Genomic DNA, 16,690 nt, shown 5'->3' with positions numbered 1-16,690 from the left:
TCCAGCGCCCCAGGGATGGGTTCATGTGTTCCTGGACGGTCTCCCTTTGGGGTCAGCGAGCCACCAATTGGTCGCGCCCGAGGTGCTTGGCTTCATAAAGTAGCTTATCGGCCGACTCAACAAGGTTTTCCTGGCTATTCTCGGCAGATGGCACGAGGCTGGTAAGGCCCGCGCTTGCAGTCAGGATTGGATGGTCGGGAGAGTCTTCGTTGGGGATGTCCAGTTCCCGAATGCGCTCCAGGAAATCCTCCACCAGCGGTCGCGCCCTTTCCAGGTCGGTGTTCCCAAGCACGATGATGAACTCCTCACCACCATAACGGGCGCAATGATCGGTGGGCCGCTGGCAAGCCAGCGATAGTGAATTAGCCACCGAAATCAGGGCGTCGTCACCCGCTTGATGGCCATATCGATCATTGAATAGCTTGAAATGGTCAATATCGATCATGGCCAGTGCAATAGGACGGCCATTGCGTCGGCACCGCCGCCACTCCTGATCCAGGAAGAATGTGAAGTTCCGTCGATTGCTGATTCCGGTCAGGCTGTCCTGGCGTGAAAGTGCTTCCACCCGCTCTTCCGCCAGCTTGCGTTCGGTTATGTCATTATGGGCAATTACAAACCAGTGTTTGCCTCCTTCGGAAAAGGAGGTGATCCGCATCATGAACCATCGGTACTGATTGGGCGTGTGGCAAGGGTACTCCAAATAGAAGGCCTCCCCAGGATTGGCGATTACCTTTCGGATGCCCGCAGCGGCTTTGCGCCCCATCTCGTCTCCCGAGGCGGCTGCCTGGTCGCAGACGTTCAGATAATTCTGGTTGAGCCATGAGGTGTCTGGTTGGTTTCCCCCATTTTCGCGCGCGAACTGAAGCCAGGCATGATTGACGTACTGGATGACGCCGGCTGAGTCAATGACGATCAACTGATCCTGGAGGCAGTCCAGCACTTGGTCCAGGAAACTGCTTTGGACAGGCCGGGAAGTCGGCATTAGCATGGCTCCCTATGCGTGTGCCCGTGCGGTGGCAATAAGCTTGGCGGCTCCTTAAGATTACCATCTCCTCTCATTTCCGGCAGCGATATTCTTTCCTACTCGCTGTTGAGTCGTTCCTGCAGGCGCTGCAGTTCGGCATGACTCCAGTCGTCAGGTTCAGTCAATGCCAGCCAGGCCTGAAGGTAGTGCGCTGGGGCATACTCATGGCCATAACCCCTGGGGGAACTCCCTGCCGCCATATCGGCGGCCAGTTGCAGCATGGTGACCACCGGAAACCATCGAAGATGTTCGGATACATCGGGGCCCCTGGGGGTCTTGAGCCAGTCCGGTTCGCGAAGCAGGCTTGCCGGATCAAAGAAGGTAATGGGATCGCTGGCGTATTGCAGATAGGCCAGTCGAAAATCCCCCCAAGGGGCCATCCCCGTATCCAATCCCCCATCCTGGTTGGCAAAGCGAATTACAGAGTCATCCCGGAAGCGGGGTAGCCAGGCCGGAGAGTCCGGACGCCGGCGTTCCGTGGCGTCACGCCAGGTATCACTGCGGAAGGGTGGGCCACTCCAGAGGGCCCCGTGAAAAGGGTCATCGATAATGTCGTAAAAATCGAAGGACCGGTCCGAGTTAAGGGCGCCCAGACTCAAGCCGAACAAATACAACCGGGGCCGTTCCTGTCTTGGAAGGGAGCGCCAGTGACCATAGACGGACTGGAAAAGGGCACGGGCACTCTCGGCGCCGTAGGCACCTTCCGCCATCAGGGAGATCGGGCTCGGTAGATAAGAATACTGGGCCGCTACACTGGCGACATTGCCGCGCTGAAGGTACTCGATGGGATTTATACCTGCCGGATCAACCCAGCCGGTCCCGGTGGGCGTGATGAGGATCAGCATTTCCCGTGAGAAGGCATCCACCCGCTTTAACTCCGCCAGCGCCAGCTCGGCTCTTTCCTCGGGCGTGTTCGCGGCGTTAAGACCCACATAGACACGAATGGGCTCACGCGCATCACCTTCCGAGAAAGCAGCAATGTCCGACTGACTGGGGCCGGTTGCCAGGAAACGTCGGCCTTGCCGACCCATTTCTTCCCAGTTCAGCAGCGAGGCATCACTGCCGCTTCGCCTGGGATCCAGGGGACGATCCAATTCGGCCTCCATCAGGGCATCGATCTGTTGGTGCGTGGTGTCGGCACTGCGCAGGGCGAAGGAGAAAAGAATCCCGTCAACAATGGCCCAAAACAGGGCAAACGCCGCGAGCAGTCCCATGAGATGAGAGATACGTGGTGGGACATAGGCCGATAGTTTGCCTGACAGGAAGAAAAAGAGGTTTCGGAACAGGCGTGCGATCAACAGCAGTAGGGAGAAAACCACCAGGGCGACCAGTGCCACTACCAGGGAGCGTACGCCGGTGGTGGCTTCCATTTCCATCAGTGAACGCAGATCATTTTGCCAGGCGTCGGCACGCCAGAGAAAAATCACCGCCAGGATGATGCAGCTAGCCGCCGCGATGCCCTTTAGGACATATTGAACCCGGTTCGGCGGCGACGGTAGCTGGAGGTAGCCCCACAGTCCGACGCTCAGTACCCCCAGGCCATACCCGGCCGCCAGCGAGAATCCGGAAATGATGCCCTGGATGATATCGACCCGTGGCAGCAGCGACGGCGTTAGTGACAGGGCGAAGAAAAAAGTCCCCAGCAAGAGCCCGACAATCGAGAACTGGTTTCTTATGCCCGAATACACTGAATACAGTCGCCGCTTGAGCATTACCGCCTCACTTATTGACGCTGGGATCACTCAGGGGTTGGAAAACGGGCTTCACTGTCGGCCAATGGTGACGGCCAGACCACCACTTTCTCACCGTCCTGCCACTGAATGAATACCCCTTGGTTAGCTGTCTGATAGCCACGTTCGTCTACGGCGTAGGGGCCGAAGACAGTTGTGGTCTCCAGCTCGAGAAGGGCATCACGTACCTTGTCCTGATCCAGGGTGCCTGCTTTCTCAACCGCCTTGGCAAATAGCTGGCAGCTGCCGTAGCCCCCAGCGGCGTGGAAGCTGGGCCGCCGATCAAAGCGTGCTTCATACGATTTAACAAAATCATCGATACCCGGATTGGGCAGGCTGGGCTCCCAGGCGGAAAGTCCGTAGTGATACTCGGCATCGGCACCCAATGCCTCTTGGTATTCATCCACTGCGCCGGAGGTACCAAACATTGTGAGATTGACGTCGGCCACCTTGAGGGCTTCTGTCACGCGAATAAAATCATCCAGATTCGATGCCGCCATGGCAAGGACCTCAACCTCTCCGGACTTCAGCATATCCATCACATCGCCAAAGTCTTCCTTGCCGCTGGGATACGCTTCCCGGAAGACCACCTCCATACCGCGGTCAATGGCGAGTTCTTCTGCTCCTGCACCGGCTGCTTGGGGGAAAAGCTGGGACTCTTCCAGTATGGCGATACGCTTGACCCCCTTTTCATCGGCCATATCGATCAAACCGGCCAGGAAAAGCTCCGCCGGTGGCAGTACCATGAACAGGTAATCCCGTCCCTGCTCCCATATGGAGGTGGTGGCAGCCAGCGGGGATATGTGCACAAGTTCATGTTCTTCCGTCACGGGAGCAACCGCTTCAGTCAGAGTGGAGCCATAGGGGCCCATGACGGCATCCACCTGTTCTTCCTTGATCAGGCTTTGATAAATCTCCTGGGCTCTATCAGAGCTGGATTCATCATCCTGGATGATGAACTCCACGGGACGGCCTAGGATGCCGCCGGCTTCGTTGAGATGGGTCTCGCAGAGGCGATAGCCGTTGGCCGCTGCCGTACCTTGGGTGGCGTAATCCCCACTTTCCGACATACTGGCACCGATACGGACCGTTGTCTCAGCCCCCGCCGTGCAAGTCAGGGCCATGGAGGTTAGTAATACAATCCAGTATCTTTTGAGTGGCATTGTCAGGCTCCGATATAAAAATATTTGCTGTTTTTGATACATGAGTGCCAGCGGCCAGCGCTGGCCGTATTCACTCCGCAGGGCTGTTTTGCCCCATCGCGAGGGATGCAAAGCAGGCCAGTATGATGCTCGGAAGAAGGTCCATGATGCCTTGATGGTAAGCGAATTAGTACCATGAGGCAGGGGAAGGATCAAAGCAGTTCCCTGCGCTTCGGACTTGCATGTTCAGCCTTCTCCCCGCAGGCCGGACCGGATAGCCTCCTGGATAAGCCATTGTTTAAGAAGGCGAATGGCCGCTTCGTTTCTTCGGCTGGTCTTGTAGGCGAAGTGGAACTCGTCACCGGTATTGAGAATATGACAGGGAAGGCGGACCAGTATGGGGTCTTCCGGATCAAACATGTAATCGTTGCTCAGCGCGATCCCCTGATGGTGGCGGGCAGCCTCGTGGGCCATGATCATGTGGCTGAAATGCTGAACGCGGGTAGTCCCGTGTACCGTTTCCCCCTCCACGGCCAGCCAGCGACGCCAGTCCTCGTTCTTCTTCTCAAAGATGCTGGTGGCGGAGAGTAGGGTATAGCGCTGAATCCAGCCGGTATTGAGCTTTTCCGGCGGCCCCTCATCAAGCAGGCCGGCCTGGCCCAGGTCATCCACCATCTGTTGCCAGTATTGGCGGCTGCAAACCGGGAACATGCGTTCCGAATAGAGGAGTTCCGAGCTGAATCCCCGCTGTTTCGGGTTAATGGCGATAAAGCAATCGCCCATCCGGTCCGACATGCGGGGGAGCTCGCTGAGCATTTCCAGGTCCAGATCCAGCTGGGGGTGCAGGCGTTGAAGCCGGGGCAGCCGTGGGATCAGCCAGCTGACGGCAAAGGAGCTGTAGACCGCCAGGCGCAGCTGGGTGTCCTCATTGCCCTGTAGTTGTTCGCTGGCCCGCTCGATCTGGCTGAGGGCGGAACTGATCTGTTCGAAGTACTGGTTGCCCTCTTCGGTGAGACGAATCTGGCGGCCGGTTCGCAGAAACAGGGGTTCCCCCAGGTAATCCTCCAGCTGCCGAATCTGGTGACTGACGGCGCTCTGGCTGATGTTCAGGGCCTCCGCAGCACGGGAGAAGCTGCTTAGCCGGGCGACGGTCTCGAATACGGGCAAGGTTTTAAGGGGCGGCAGTTTCATGGGTTATTATCTAATAAACTAATAGGTTGTGAATATAGATCATTATACATCATGGGTTGTGACTTTTAGAATGGCGCCTCAAGTCACGGCATTCAGCAACGAAAAGGTATAGAAAGCATGTCAGGGCGCACCATAAACAGCGCGATTGTCCTGCTGGTGATCGGCAATTTTTTGGCCATCATCTCGGACAGCATCATCAAATGGCAGGGGGGCGATGTGCCCATCTTCCAGTTCGTGCTGCTGCGGGTGTTTTGTACCCTGGCCCTGTTGTTGCCCTTTCTGGGGATGATTGATCGTGGCCGGCTGTTTGAAGGCACGAAGATCCACTTGATCCGGGCCCATGTGGGTCTGGCGGGTGTGCTGTGCATGATTGTCGCCCTTAACAGTCTGCCCCTGGCCACCGCCAATGCCATTTTCTACGCGGCACCGGTATTGGTGATGGTGTTCGGGGTGTGGTTTTTCGGAGAGCGGCTGAGCTGGCTGAGTTTCTTCGCCGTGGTCAGCGGTTTTCTCGGCATCGTGGTGATCCTGCGTCCAGTGGAACTGAGCTGGGAGAGCTTGAGCGCCCTGGGCCTGGCCTTTGCCCTGGCCATCAATGCGCTGCTGGTGCGCAAGCTGCCCAAGGGCCAGACCATGGCCCATACCCTGCTGCTCACTCATCTTTATGTGATTCCAGCAGCCACGGTTCTGGCCCTGGTGGAAGGGGCGCCGTTCGATCCCACCCTGCTGGGGACGGCCTTCGCCTCGTCGTTCTTCATCCTGGGCTACAACATCACGGTCCTGCTGGCCTATCGGCATGTCTCCGCCAACCAGGTCACCAGCGCCGAGTACACCGGCCTGATCTGGGCCATGCTGATCGGTTGGGTCTGGTTCGCCGAAGTCCCGGATATCTGGTTCTACCTGGGCTCGGCCATGATCGTGGTGCCCATCATCCTGCAAAGCCTGGAAGAAAAACGCCGCCTGCGTGTCATTCGAAAAACCTGCGAGGCGGGTTCCTAAGACTGACCTTTGGAAAGGCGAACACGAAGGGAAATACTGCTGGCGGCTAGGCAACCGTAGGAGCGGATTTATCCGCGATCGGCGATCGGAGAGCACGGTGTCCGCTTAGGGCCCAATCGCGAATAAATTCGCTCCTACAGCAACTCCGTGTCCCTCCGTGCTTCTCCGTGATCTCTGTGTTCCCTTCCAAACTTGACTAAGCTTTGACAGCTTGGGTCTTAAGCCCAGAGGTTACGAAGAAGGGCAGCGCTAACAGAACCAACCCCTTCGTGCCCTCCTGCCTTTCTTCGTGTCCTTCGTGTTCCGATTTTCTCTCAAGCCTCATTCAAACGCGGAATCAGGGAGATGAAGTTGCAGGGCCCGGTGCGGGCGTCCAGTTGATCGCCGAGGATGCGGTCCCAGGCGGTGCGGCAGGCGCCGGTGGAGCCGGGGAGGGCGAAGATCAGGGTGGCGTTGGCGGTGCCGGCGAAGGCTCTGGATTGGACGGTGGAGGTGCCGATTTCCTCCAGGCTGTAGTGGCGGAAGAGTTCTCCGAAGCCGGGAATATCCCGGATCAGTAGTGGCCGGATGGCTTCCGGGGTATTGTCCCGGCCGGTAATACCCGTGCCCCCCGTAATCAGAACACAGTCCACGGTCTCATCCGCAATCCAGCGTGAGACCCCCGCGCGTAGCTGGAAAATATCATCCCGCACGATCATTCGGTCGGCTAACTCATGCCCGGCCGTCTCCAACCGTTCCTGCAAGGTATCCCCCGAGGTGTCATTCTCCCGGGTTCGGGAATCGGACACCGTCAGCACGGCAATCCGGATGGGTACGAAGGGTTTGTCGGCACAGCCTTTTCTCGACATTGATTTCACCTTGGTTGATTGATCTCTCGTAGGAGCGAATTCATTCGCGATTGGGTCCTAATTGGCCACCGTGCCCTCCGATCGCCAATCGCGGATGAATCCGCTCCTACGGGGGGTGTTTTAACACCTCCGCGCCTCTGCGGGAAATATTCATCCTGCCAATTCAGAAAATGGAAAATAGGCCACCCGATCGCCTCTGGCCACGGTCTCATCCGCCGGCACTTTGGCCAGGCCATCCGCCCAGCTGGCAGAGCTGAGCACGCCGGAGCCCTGATGTGGGTAGGCTTTCAGCTTGCTGTCTTCCAGGCGCACCCGAATGTATTCCTCCCGTTTACCGGCCTTGGGCCGTTCGAAATCCGCTGGCAGATGAATAGGCGTGGGAATGACTTGGCGATGACCCTGCATCTTGCGAAGCAGGGGGGCACCAAACAAGAGAAAGGTAACGAACAGGGAAACCGGATTACCCGGCAGACCCAGGAAGGGGGTCTCCACTGACTCATTTCCAATATAACCGAAAGCCAGGGGCTTGCCGGGTTTGACGGCGATTCGCCACAGATCCAGCCGCCCCAGTGCCTGAACGGCCGCTTTTACATGATCTTCATCCCCCACCGAGACACCGCCGCTGGAAACCACAAGATCGGCCTGGTCCGCAGCCTCGCTCAGTGCCTGCCGGGTAGCTTCGGGCGTATCCGCCACCTGCCAGGCGGGCAGCACCGTACAACCCAGGCTCTGCAGCAGGCCGGTGAGCATGCTTTCATTGCTGTTATAGATCTGGGCCGGGCCCAGGGGCTTGCCGGGCTGAACCAGTTCATCGCCGGTGGAGAGGATGGCCACCACGGGCCGTCGGCGGACCGTCAGCTGGGCCAAGCCGGAGCCGGCGGCAACCCCGATATCCTGCGGGCGCAGGCGTTGGCCGCTTCTTAGGATTTCATCACCGGCCTGGATATCTTCCCCGGCCCGTCGGATGTTGTCGCCCACCTTGACCGGCCCCTCAATAAAGACATGGCCGTCTTCTTCCCGGCAGCGCTCCTGCATGATCACGGTATCTGCCCCTTCGGGGACTACTGCGCCCGTGTAGATGCGCGCGGCCGTGCCCGGCTCCAATGGAGATGGGGCGTGGCCGGCCGGAATGCGTTGGCTGAGTGCAAGCCCCTGTTCCCTGTCGGCATCCACTGCACGCAGGGCGTAACCATCCATGGCGCTGTTATCCGCCGGCGGTGTCGCCGCCTCGGCAATCACCGATTCAGCCAGTACTCGGCCCAGACAGTCGCTGATGGGCAGTGATTCGGTCTCCGGGACGGGAACAGTGGCGTCCAGCAGCCTTTGCTGGGCCTCAGAGACGGTAAGCAGTTGCCGGGCGTTGTGATCGCAGTCGGCGAGCGTTGCCTCTTCAGCCATGGTGGCTCTCCATCATGACGGCTTCGCCTTTTCGGTCGACAAAGAGGAATCGACTCATATCGCCTCCAGACATGACGGTCTGGGCCATGCGTTTGAGATGATTGTCCACGTCTTCCTCGCTGGGCGGTTGGGGGCCCTGGCCGGGTAAAACGGCGGTCATCATCAGGCCCCAGCCGGGGGCGCCGGCATCGGCATCGGCTTTGAGGGTGGCAAAGTCCAGATCTTCATCCACATCATGGGCCTTGATGGCGATGGGCACCAATTCCCCCTCGTTCTCGATGGGCCGGGTTTTGCCATCGGCATCCTGACGATAAGGGCTGTCCACTCGCAACAAGACCGTCAATAGCTTATGCGGCTGCGGCTCGCTGGCGGCGATGGCGATCATGTCATCGAAGCCGGTGATGTTTTTTTCGGTAATCTGTGATGTCTGCATATGTACCCTTAAGCGGCCTAATGTTCCCCCGTAGGAGCGGATTCCATCCGCGATTAGGGACCCTAAGCCGGCCTTGTGCCATCCGATGGTCAATCGCGGATAAATCCGCTCCTACGAGGTGTTTATAAGAGAATTAATTTGCGTCTTAGCGTCTTTGCGTGAGATCCACCCTCATTGAACCAATGGAGAAGTGGCGGCGTCCAGGTCGATGCCTTCGATCTTCGCCTGGCCGGCCAGGATGGAGATGTATTGGCTCACCGCCCGACGATATACCGATTCCACCAGATAGGTTTCGATCTGGGGCAGGGCCTCTTCGTAGCTTAGTGGTCGCCCTTCATCCCGCCGGTGGATCAGTACCACGTGATAGCCGAAGCGGGTTTCCACCGGATACTCGGCCACCTGGCCCACGGGCAGGCGGGAGAGCGCCCGTTCGAACTCAGGCGTGGTCTGCCCCTTGCCAATCACGCCAAGGTGTCCGCCTTCTTCCGCCGATGGGCAGAGGGAATGCTCGCGGGCCAGGCTCAGGAAGCTACTTTTGTCCCCCTGCAATTGCCCAATCAGTTCCTTGGCCTTTTTCTGGGCTTCTGCCCGGGCTTCGGCATCGTCCGGCGGTGCTGGCAGCAGGATATGAGAGACCTCGTGCTGGTCCGGAGTGCGGAGCTTTTCCCGATTGGCCTCGAACCATTGTCGGCAGTCGGCATCCGAGGGTTCCGGGCGTTCCACGGCCTTGTCCAGTAACTGTCGGATCAAGGCTTCTTCACGCGTTTCCTCGCCTTCCCGGTTCTGCTCATCCAGGCCCTGACGCTCGGCCTCGTCCAGCAAAAGCTCTCGCACCACCAGGGCCGTGGCTGCCCGGCGACGGGCCTCACGGAGGCTGGCCGCTGGGTGGTACTGGACTTCCCGGTTGATACTGTCTTCGGAAACCACCCGGCCATTGACATGGATGTCGGCCGAGTTGGCGCGAGGGTTGTGCATTTGTATTGTCATTTTGAAAAACCTCCGGTTTTTCAGCTACAAGCTTCAAGCCGCAAGCTACAAGCAGACTGTCGGCTGTTCCTGTTCGTTGTCTTTAGAAACTTCTCGGTATCGACTCGTTTTCTACAATCGCAAAGCTCAAGTGCCGGGAAAACCAGCTTGGAGCTTGCGGCTTGAAGCTTGAGGCTGTTGTCCGCGCTCAGCGAGCGCGGACAACCTGATAAGCCCTCCGCAGATAGCCCACCGGCCAGCTCCAGATGTGAACCAGACGGCTGAAGGGGAAGGCGGTGAACATGATCATCCCTAAGAACATATGGAGCTTGTAGATCCAGTGCACATCCACCACATATTCCCAGGCACCGGCCTGGAAGGTGACGATGGATTGGGCCCAGTTACCCAGCTGCACCATGACGTAGCCTTCTGGATGATCAATGGATACAAGAATGGTAGCCAGCCCGGTGAGCAATTGCAGATAAAGCAATACCAGAATAAAGGTATCCGCCCGGGCGCTGTTGACCCGAACACGCTCATTGAACAGGCGGCGCCAGATCAGGATGGTCATGCCGATGAGACAGACCATGCCGAAGAATCCCCCTGCGGCGATGGCGATTTGCTGCTTGACCGCCGTGCTCAGGCCCAGGGCCTGATACAACCATTGGGGCGTGAGCAGGCCGAACAGGTGACCGAAGAACAGCAGGATGATCCCCACATGGAAGAGGATGCTGCCCCAGCGGAAGGTCGCCGTGTTGCTCAGGGTTTGGCTGGACATGGCCCGCCAAGTGTATTGGCCCCGCTCATAGCGCAGCAGCGATCCCAGCAGGAAGACGGACCCGGCGAGATAGGGCAGGACACCGAAGAGTAACTGATTAAAATAGATTTCCATGATGCTTCCTCCGACTGTCAGTTACGGCCTGCGCCGTCCGGATGGGATGTTCCAGGTTTGTCCATCCACTGAATGGGGACTTCCTGTTGCGGTTTTCCGGTCTGGGAGATGGGGCAGCCTTCGCCGGACTCGGCCGGGTTGGTGTTGGCCATGAAGGTCACCTGTTCTTCCTCCCAGATTTCGTCCATCTTGGTGATGGCTTCATCCGGCCCTTCCTTGGCGGCCTGTTCGCGCATGGCCTCGGCTTCGGCGGGTTCGCCACCGATTTCCACCAGTGCATCGAAGAGGGCTGTGTAGTCCGATTCCCGTTCCCGCAGGCGGGCCCCCAGGAGGACGATCACTGCCATGGCATCGGCCAACAGCGCATTGATTTCGTCCCGGTCCCGGGTGGAAAGGAATTCCAATAGCAGGGGCAGGTAGTCCGGCAACTCATGGGCATCCAGCTCCAGGCCGCATTCCCGGTAGTAGTTGATCAACTCCACCATGGCCTGGCCCCGGTCGCGGGACTCGCCGTGCACATGCTCGAAGAGATGCAGGGAAAGATGCCGCCCCCGGTCAAAGAGGGCGACATATTCTTCCTGCAACTTCATCAGCGGGGTCTGCTCCAGACGCTGGATGAAGCGGTGCAGGGCTTGGTGGCATTCGCCCCCCAGCTTGTTTTCCCGCTCCAGCACTTCCCGCATTTCCGGGCCGGCCGCCACGGTTTCTTCCGTGGGGTAGGCCATTAATCGTGATAACACTCTTAAGGTCAACATGGTTATGCTTTCTCCCGGTCGGCCTTGATGGGGAAGAACTTGCGCTGGGTTGTGGGCTTGCCGCCGAAGACATCCGGATCACTATGCCCGGCATCGCAGCCGCCGCCGAAGCTAAAGCCACAGCCACCGCGCTCACTGATCCCGTCATAGATGGATTCGGATTTTTCCCGCTTGTTGGTGGGGATGACAAAACGGTCTTCATAGTCAGCAATGGCCATGTAGCGATACATGTCCTCCACCGTTTCCACATCCAGACCCACCCGTTCCAGGACCTCGACGTTTTCCACACCATCCACATGGCGGGAGCGCATGAAGGCCCGCATGGCCAGCATCCGTTCCATGGCGTGAATCACCGGCGCCTCTTCCCCCGCCGTCAGCATGTTGGCGAGATAACGGACAGGAATACGCAGGGCATCCACATCCGGAATCTCGCCGTTGTAGCCGATTTTGCCTGCGTCTGCTGCCGACTGGATGGGTGACAGGGGCGGGCAGTACCAGACCATGGGCAGGGTCCGGTATTCCGGGTGCAGGGGGAAGGCAACTTTCCAGTCCATGGCCATCTTGTAGACCGGTGACTGTTGGGCGGCTTCCAGCCAGTTGTCCGGGATACCCTGCTTGCGGGCTTCGGCGATGATCTCCGGATCATGGGGATCCAGGAATACATCCAGCTGGGCCTCGTAAAGGTCCTGTTCATTGGGCGTGCTGGCCGCTTTTTCGATCTGGTCGGCGTCATAAAGCATGACACCCAGATAGCGAATCCGGCCCACACAGGTTTCCGAACAGACCGTGGGCTCACCCACCTCAATCCGGGGGTAGCAGAAGGTACATTTCTCCGACTTGCCGGTCTTCCAGTTGTAGTAAATCTTCTTGTAGGGGCAGCCGGAGACGCACATGCGCCAACCGCGGCACTTTTCCTGGTCGATCAGGACAATGCCGTCCTCTTCCCGCTTATAGATGGCCCCGGAAGGACAGGACGCCACACAGGTGGGGTTGAGGCAATGCTCGCACAGGCGGGGAAGATACATCATGAAGGTGTTTTCGAACTGCCCGTAGATTTCCTTTTGGATACCCTCGAAGTTGTAATCCTTGGACCGGTGCTTGAATTCCGTGCCCAGGATTTCCTCCCAGTTGGGACCCCATTCAATCTTCTGCATCCGCTTGCCGGTGATGGCTGAGCGGGGCCGGGCCGTGGGCATGGTCTTGGCATCCGGCGCGTTCTGCAGGAAGGCGTAGTCGTAGTCCCAGGGCTCGTAGTAATCATCGATGCCCGGCATGTCCGGATTGGCAAAGATATTGGCCAGAATCCGCCAGCGTCCGCCGATCTTGGGTTCAATCTTTCCGTTGGATTTACGAACCCAGCCGCCGTTCCAGCGGTCCTGGTTTTCCCACTCCTTGGGATAACCGATGCCGGGTTTGGTCTCCACGTTATTGAACCAGGCATATTCCATGCCTTCGCGGGAGGTCCAGACGTTTTTGCAGGTCACCGAACAGGTGTGACAGCCAATGCACTTGTCCAGGTTCAGGACCTTGCCGATTTGCGCACGAATTCTCATCAGGCACCCTCCACATACATGGCATCGCCGGTGTCTTCGCCATCCATCCAGTCCACCTTGTCCATTTTTCGGACAATGATGAACTCATCCCGGTTGGCGCCGACGGTTCCGTGGTAATTAAAGAAATAACTCTGCTGGGCGTAGCCCCCGATCATATGAGTCGGCTTGAGCACCGTACGGGTGACGGAGTTATGTATCCCGCCTCGCATGCCGGTGATTTCCGACCCGGGCGTGTTCACGATCTTCTCCTGAGCGTGATACATCATGGACATACCTTCCGGGACACGTTGGCTGACCACCGCACGTGCCGTGATGGCCCCGTTGATGTTGAAGGCCTCGATCCAGTCGTTGTCCTTGATGTCGGCCTTGGCGGCGTCCACTTCACTGATCCAGACAATGGGCCCACCGCGTGACAGGGTCAGCATCAACAGGTTATCGGTGTAGGTACTGTGAATACCCCATTTTTGGTGCGGGGTGATGAAGTTCAACACGATTTCCTTATTGCCATTGGATCGCTTGTTCTCCATGGCATCGGTGGTCTTGAGATCCACCGGCGGCTTGTAGACACAAAGCTGTTCCCCGAAGGCCCGCATCCAGCTGTGATCCTGGTAGAACTGCTGGCGGCCGGTGAGGGTGCGCCACGGGATCAGCTCATTGATGTTGGTCCAGCCGGCGTTGTAGCTGACCTTTTCCGATTCGATACCGGACCAGATGGGAGAGGTGTAGATTTTTCTGGGCTGGGCCTTGAGATCATGGAAACGGATTTTCTCCGCTGCATGGCCTTCCACCAAGTGGGTGTGCTTGCGCCCGGTGTTCTTGCTCAGTGCTTCCCAGGCCTTCATGGCCACCCGGCCATTGGTTTCCGGTGCGAGCATGAGGATGGTCTCTGAGGCATCCACCGCCGTCTCGATTTTGGGTTGCCCTTTGGCGGCCCCTTTCAGTTGACGACCGTTCAGATCGCCCAGAGCCTTGACCTCGTCCTTGGTGTCCCAAGCCATGCCCTTGCCGTTGTTGCCGGCCGACTCCATCAATGGGCCGAGTGCGGTGAAGCGATCAAAGGTTGCCTCGTAATCCCGCTCGACGGCGACGATGTTGGGCATGGTTTTGCCGGGGATCGGTTCACATTCGCCTTTCTTCCAATCCTTCACGTCCAGGGCTTGGGCCAGTTCCGCTGGCGAGTCATGCATCAACGGTACGGTGACCACATCGGTTTCCTTGCCCAGGTGTCCGGGGACCAGCTTGGCGAAGGTTTTGGCAATGCCCTTGTAGATATCCCAGTCGGAGCGGGACTCCCAGGCTGGGTCCACTGCCGCGGTGAGCGGATGTATGAAGGGATGCATGTCGGAGGTGTTCAGATCATCCTTCTCGTACCAGGTGGCCGTGGGCAGGACGATGTCCGAGTACATGCAGGTGGTGGACATGCGGAAGTCCAGCGTGGTTAGCAGATCCAGTTTGCCCTGGGCCGCTTCGCGCCACTTCACTTCCTGGGGATGTTTGTCCGTCTCGTTCCCGAGGTCCTTGTTCTGGAGCCCATTCTCCGTGCCCAGCAGGTACTTGAGGAAGTACTCGTGACCCTTGCCAGAGGACCCCAGCAGATTGGAGCGCCAGACGAACATATTGCGCGGGAAGTTGGCCGGGTTGTCCGGGTCTTCACAGGCAAAGCCGGTCTTGCCGGATTTGATTTGGTCCAGCAGATAATCCTTCGGATCCACACCGGCCTCTTTGGCTTCCCGACCGATGTTCAAGGGGTTTCGACTCAGCTGGGGCGCGGAAGGCAACCAGCCCATGCGTTCGGCCCGCACATTGAAGTCGATCATATGCCCCTGGAAGTCGGCTGCATTGGCCAGAGGGGAGAGCACTTCACCAATCTCCAACCTCTCATGCCGCCACTGACTGGTGTGGTTGTAGAAGAAGGAGGTGGAGTTCATCTGCCGGGGCGGGCGGGCCCAGTCCAGAGCAAAGGCCAGGGGTGTCCAGCCGCTTTGCGGGCGCAGTTTTTCCTGACCCACATAGTGGGCCCAACCACCCCCGCTGACGCCGATGCAGCCACACATCATCAGCATCTTGATTACGCCACGGTAGTTCATGTCCATGTGGTACCAGTGGTTCATGGCGGCACCGATAATAATCATGGACTTGCCCTGGGTCTTGTGGGCGTTCTCGGCGAACTGCTGGGCCACGGCGATGACCTTCTCCCGGGGCACGCCGGTGATGGCTTCCTGCCAGGCCGGGGTATAGGGGAGATCGTCGTCGTAACTTGAAGCCACATTGCCGCCACCCAGGCCACGGTCGATGCCGTAGTTGGCCACCATCAGGTCGAATACGGTAGCAACTCGGATTTCGCTGCCATCGGCCAGCGTCACTTTCCGGGTCGGCACGTTGCGAAGCTGAACCGTTTCGTGGTCGGTATGGCTCCAGTGAGCATTGCCGCCGCCGCCGAAGTAAGGGAAGCCGACGGTGACGACTTCGTCACTGTCCTTGATCTCGGTGAGCTTGGGCTTGATTTCCTTGCCCTCGGCATCCAGGGATTCCAGATTCCAGCGCCGGTCCTTCTCACCCCAGCGGAAACCGATGGAGCCTTGGGGGGCGACGATGTTGCCGCTATTTTCGTCCCGTACCAGGGTCTTCCATTCCGGGTTATTGTCCTGGCCGAGATTGGCATCCATATCCGAAGCACGCAGATAGCGGCCCGGGACCATGCGGCCGTCTTTTTCCTCCAGCATCACCAGGCCGGGCAGGTCGGTGTAACGGCGGACATAGTCATCAAAGTATTCGCTCTTGCCCTCCACATGCCATTCCTTGAGGATCACATGCCCCAGAGCCATGGCCAGAGCCGAGTCGGTGCCCTGTTTGGGGTTGAGCCAGATGTCACCAAACTTGGAGGCTTCGGAATAATCCGGGGTCACCGTGACCGTCTTGGTGCCGCGGTAGCGGGCCTCGGTCATGTAGTGGGCATCCGGTGTCCGAGTCTGGGGTACGTTGGAGCCCCACATCATCAGGAAGGTGGAATTGAACCAGTCGGCGGATTCCGGCACGTCGGTTTGTTCGCCCCAGGTCTGGGGAGAGGCCGGCGGCAGATCGCAGTACCAGTCATAGAAGCTCATGCAGGTGCCGCCAATCAGCGACAGGTAGCGGGTACCGGCGGCATAGCTGACCATGGACATGGCCGGAATAGGGGAGAAGCCAATGATCCGGTCCGGGCCATATTGCTTGGCGGTGTAGACATTGGCCGCGGCAATGATCTCATTGACCTCAAGCCAGTCAGCCCGCACAAATCCGCCCAGGCCACGCCGGGACTTATAGCTTTTCGCTTTTTCCGGGTCTTCCACAATGGATTGCCAGGCATCCACGGCATCCTTGTGCTGTTGACGGGCCTCCCGCCACAGTTCCAAAAGCACCCGGCGGATCATGGGGAATTTCACCCGGTTGGCACTGTAGATGTACCAGGAGTAGCTGGCGCCCCGGGCACAGCCGCGGGGTTCGTGGTTGGGCAAACCGGGCCGGGTACGCGGGTAATCGGTCTGCTGGGTTTCCCAGGTCACCAGACCGTTTTTTACGTAAATCTTCCAGGAACAGGACCCGGTGCAGTTCACCCCGTGGGTGGAGCGCACAATGCGGTCATGCTGCCAGCGAGAACGGTAGCTGTCCTCCCAGCGACGGCTTTCATCGGTTTTGATGCCGTGACCGTCGGAAAACGGCTCCTTCTCACGTCGAAAGAAGGTCAGATTGTCGAGAAAGTGACTCATGCTGTGACTCCTT

Annotated in this window: 13 protein-coding genes; 1 reads left to right on the top strand and 12 read right to left on the bottom strand. The window is 58.6% G+C overall.

Features of this window, described 5'->3' with window-relative positions; all coding sequences use genetic code 11:
* Window positions 1-52: 52 nt before the first annotated feature.
* From J2T60_RS05935 to J2T60_RS05920, 4 genes are all read right to left on the bottom strand, one after another.
* Entirely contained in the window at window positions 53-916 is an 864-nt protein-coding gene (locus J2T60_RS05935; RefSeq protein ID WP_253446727.1) for a GGDEF domain-containing protein, read from the bottom strand.
* Between the two features lie 164 nt (window positions 917-1,080).
* Window positions 1,081-2,736: an alpha/beta hydrolase gene (locus J2T60_RS05930; protein ID WP_253446724.1), complete on the bottom strand. Its 1,656-nt coding sequence runs from the start codon at window positions 2,734-2,736 to the stop codon at window positions 1,081-1,083.
* Between the two features lie 26 nt (window positions 2,737-2,762).
* Window positions 2,763-3,917 (bottom strand): amino acid ABC transporter substrate-binding protein, encoded by a 1,155-nt coding sequence (locus J2T60_RS05925; protein WP_253446722.1) that lies wholly within the window; start codon window positions 3,915-3,917, stop codon window positions 2,763-2,765.
* Between the two features lie 225 nt (window positions 3,918-4,142).
* Window positions 4,143-5,087, bottom strand: a complete 945-nt coding sequence (locus J2T60_RS05920) for a LysR family transcriptional regulator (protein ID WP_253446719.1) — start codon at window positions 5,085-5,087, stop codon at window positions 4,143-4,145.
* Window positions 5,088-5,204: 117 nt separating this feature from the next.
* Here J2T60_RS05920 and J2T60_RS05915 point away from each other — a divergent pair, with 117 nt between their 5' ends.
* Window positions 5,205-6,086, top strand: a complete 882-nt coding sequence (locus J2T60_RS05915) for a DMT family transporter (RefSeq protein WP_253446717.1) — start codon at window positions 5,205-5,207, stop codon at window positions 6,084-6,086.
* Between the two features lie 314 nt (window positions 6,087-6,400).
* Here J2T60_RS05915 and moaB read toward each other — a convergent pair whose 3' ends face one another.
* The 8 genes from moaB to J2T60_RS05875 all read right to left on the bottom strand — a co-directional run bounded on the left by moaB (window position 6,401) and on the right by J2T60_RS05875 (window position 16,677).
* Window positions 6,401-6,934 (bottom strand): molybdenum cofactor biosynthesis protein B, encoded by a 534-nt coding sequence (gene moaB / locus J2T60_RS05910; RefSeq protein ID WP_253446714.1) that lies wholly within the window; start codon window positions 6,932-6,934, stop codon window positions 6,401-6,403.
* A 150-nt stretch (window positions 6,935-7,084) separates the two neighbouring features.
* On the bottom strand, window positions 7,085-8,332 hold the full coding sequence (locus J2T60_RS05905) for a molybdopterin molybdotransferase MoeA (RefSeq protein ID WP_253446711.1): 1,248 nt from the start codon (window positions 8,330-8,332) through the stop codon (window positions 7,085-7,087).
* Window positions 8,325-8,765: a hypothetical protein gene (locus J2T60_RS05900; RefSeq protein ID WP_253446708.1), complete on the bottom strand. Its 441-nt coding sequence runs from the start codon at window positions 8,763-8,765 to the stop codon at window positions 8,325-8,327. The genes J2T60_RS05905 and J2T60_RS05900 overlap by 8 nt, the downstream gene beginning before the upstream one ends.
* A 171-nt stretch (window positions 8,766-8,936) precedes the next feature.
* Window positions 8,937-9,752, bottom strand: coding sequence for a peptidylprolyl isomerase (locus tag J2T60_RS05895; RefSeq protein ID WP_253446705.1), 816 nt, complete (start codon window positions 9,750-9,752; stop codon window positions 8,937-8,939).
* A gap of 187 nt (window positions 9,753-9,939) precedes the next feature.
* Window positions 9,940-10,623 carry a respiratory nitrate reductase subunit gamma gene (narI, locus tag J2T60_RS05890; protein ID WP_253446702.1) on the bottom strand — a complete coding sequence of 228 codons (684 nt, stop codon included), beginning with the start codon at window positions 10,621-10,623 and terminating at the stop codon, window positions 9,940-9,942.
* A gap of 17 nt (window positions 10,624-10,640) precedes the next feature.
* Window positions 10,641-11,378: a nitrate reductase molybdenum cofactor assembly chaperone gene (narJ, locus tag J2T60_RS05885; protein WP_253446699.1), complete on the bottom strand. Its 738-nt coding sequence runs from the start codon at window positions 11,376-11,378 to the stop codon at window positions 10,641-10,643.
* Window positions 11,379-11,380: 2 nt separating this feature from the next.
* Window positions 11,381-12,931, bottom strand: a complete 1,551-nt coding sequence (gene narH, locus J2T60_RS05880) for a nitrate reductase subunit beta (protein WP_253446696.1) — start codon at window positions 12,929-12,931, stop codon at window positions 11,381-11,383.
* Window positions 12,931-16,677, bottom strand: coding sequence for a nitrate reductase subunit alpha (locus tag J2T60_RS05875; protein WP_253446693.1), 3,747 nt, complete (start codon window positions 16,675-16,677; stop codon window positions 12,931-12,933). Before J2T60_RS05875 ends, narH begins: the two co-directional genes overlap by 1 nt.
* Window positions 16,678-16,690: the final 13 nt, after the last annotated feature.

Source organism: Natronospira proteinivora, assembly GCF_024170465.1.
In the GTDB taxonomy this organism is placed as follows: domain Bacteria; phylum Pseudomonadota; class Gammaproteobacteria; order Natronospirales; family Natronospiraceae; genus Natronospira; species Natronospira proteinivora.
The sequence above is the reverse complement of the archived record's forward strand: the minus strand, read 5'-3'. Positions and strand labels throughout refer to the sequence as shown.

Coding starts and splice junctions, on each gene's coding strand:
- J2T60_RS05930 (WP_253446724.1), bottom strand. CDS start 2,736: ATGCTCAAGCGGCGACTGTATTCAGTGTATTCGGGCATAAGAAACCAG.
- J2T60_RS05925 (WP_253446722.1), bottom strand. CDS start 3,917: ATGCCACTCAAAAGATACTGGATTGTATTACTAACCTCCATGGCCCTG.
- J2T60_RS05900 (WP_253446708.1), bottom strand. CDS start 8,765: ATGCAGACATCACAGATTACCGAAAAAAACATCACCGGCTTCGATGAC.
- J2T60_RS05895 (WP_253446705.1), bottom strand. CDS start 9,752: ATGACAATACAAATGCACAACCCTCGCGCCAACTCGGCCGACATCCAT.
- J2T60_RS05905 (WP_253446711.1), bottom strand. CDS start 8,332: ATGGCTGAAGAGGCAACGCTCGCCGACTGCGATCACAACGCCCGGCAA.
- J2T60_RS05920 (WP_253446719.1), bottom strand. CDS start 5,087: ATGAAACTGCCGCCCCTTAAAACCTTGCCCGTATTCGAGACCGTCGCC.
- J2T60_RS05875 (WP_253446693.1), bottom strand. CDS start 16,677: ATGAGTCACTTTCTCGACAATCTGACCTTCTTTCGACGTGAGAAGGAG.
- J2T60_RS05915 (WP_253446717.1), top strand. CDS start 5,205: ATGTCAGGGCGCACCATAAACAGCGCGATTGTCCTGCTGGTGATCGGC.
- narH (WP_253446696.1), bottom strand. CDS start 12,931: ATGAGAATTCGTGCGCAAATCGGCAAGGTCCTGAACCTGGACAAGTGC.
- narI (WP_253446702.1), bottom strand. CDS start 10,623: ATGGAAATCTATTTTAATCAGTTACTCTTCGGTGTCCTGCCCTATCTC.
- moaB (WP_253446714.1), bottom strand. CDS start 6,934: ATGTCGAGAAAAGGCTGTGCCGACAAACCCTTCGTACCCATCCGGATT.
- narJ (WP_253446699.1), bottom strand. CDS start 11,378: ATGTTGACCTTAAGAGTGTTATCACGATTAATGGCCTACCCCACGGAA.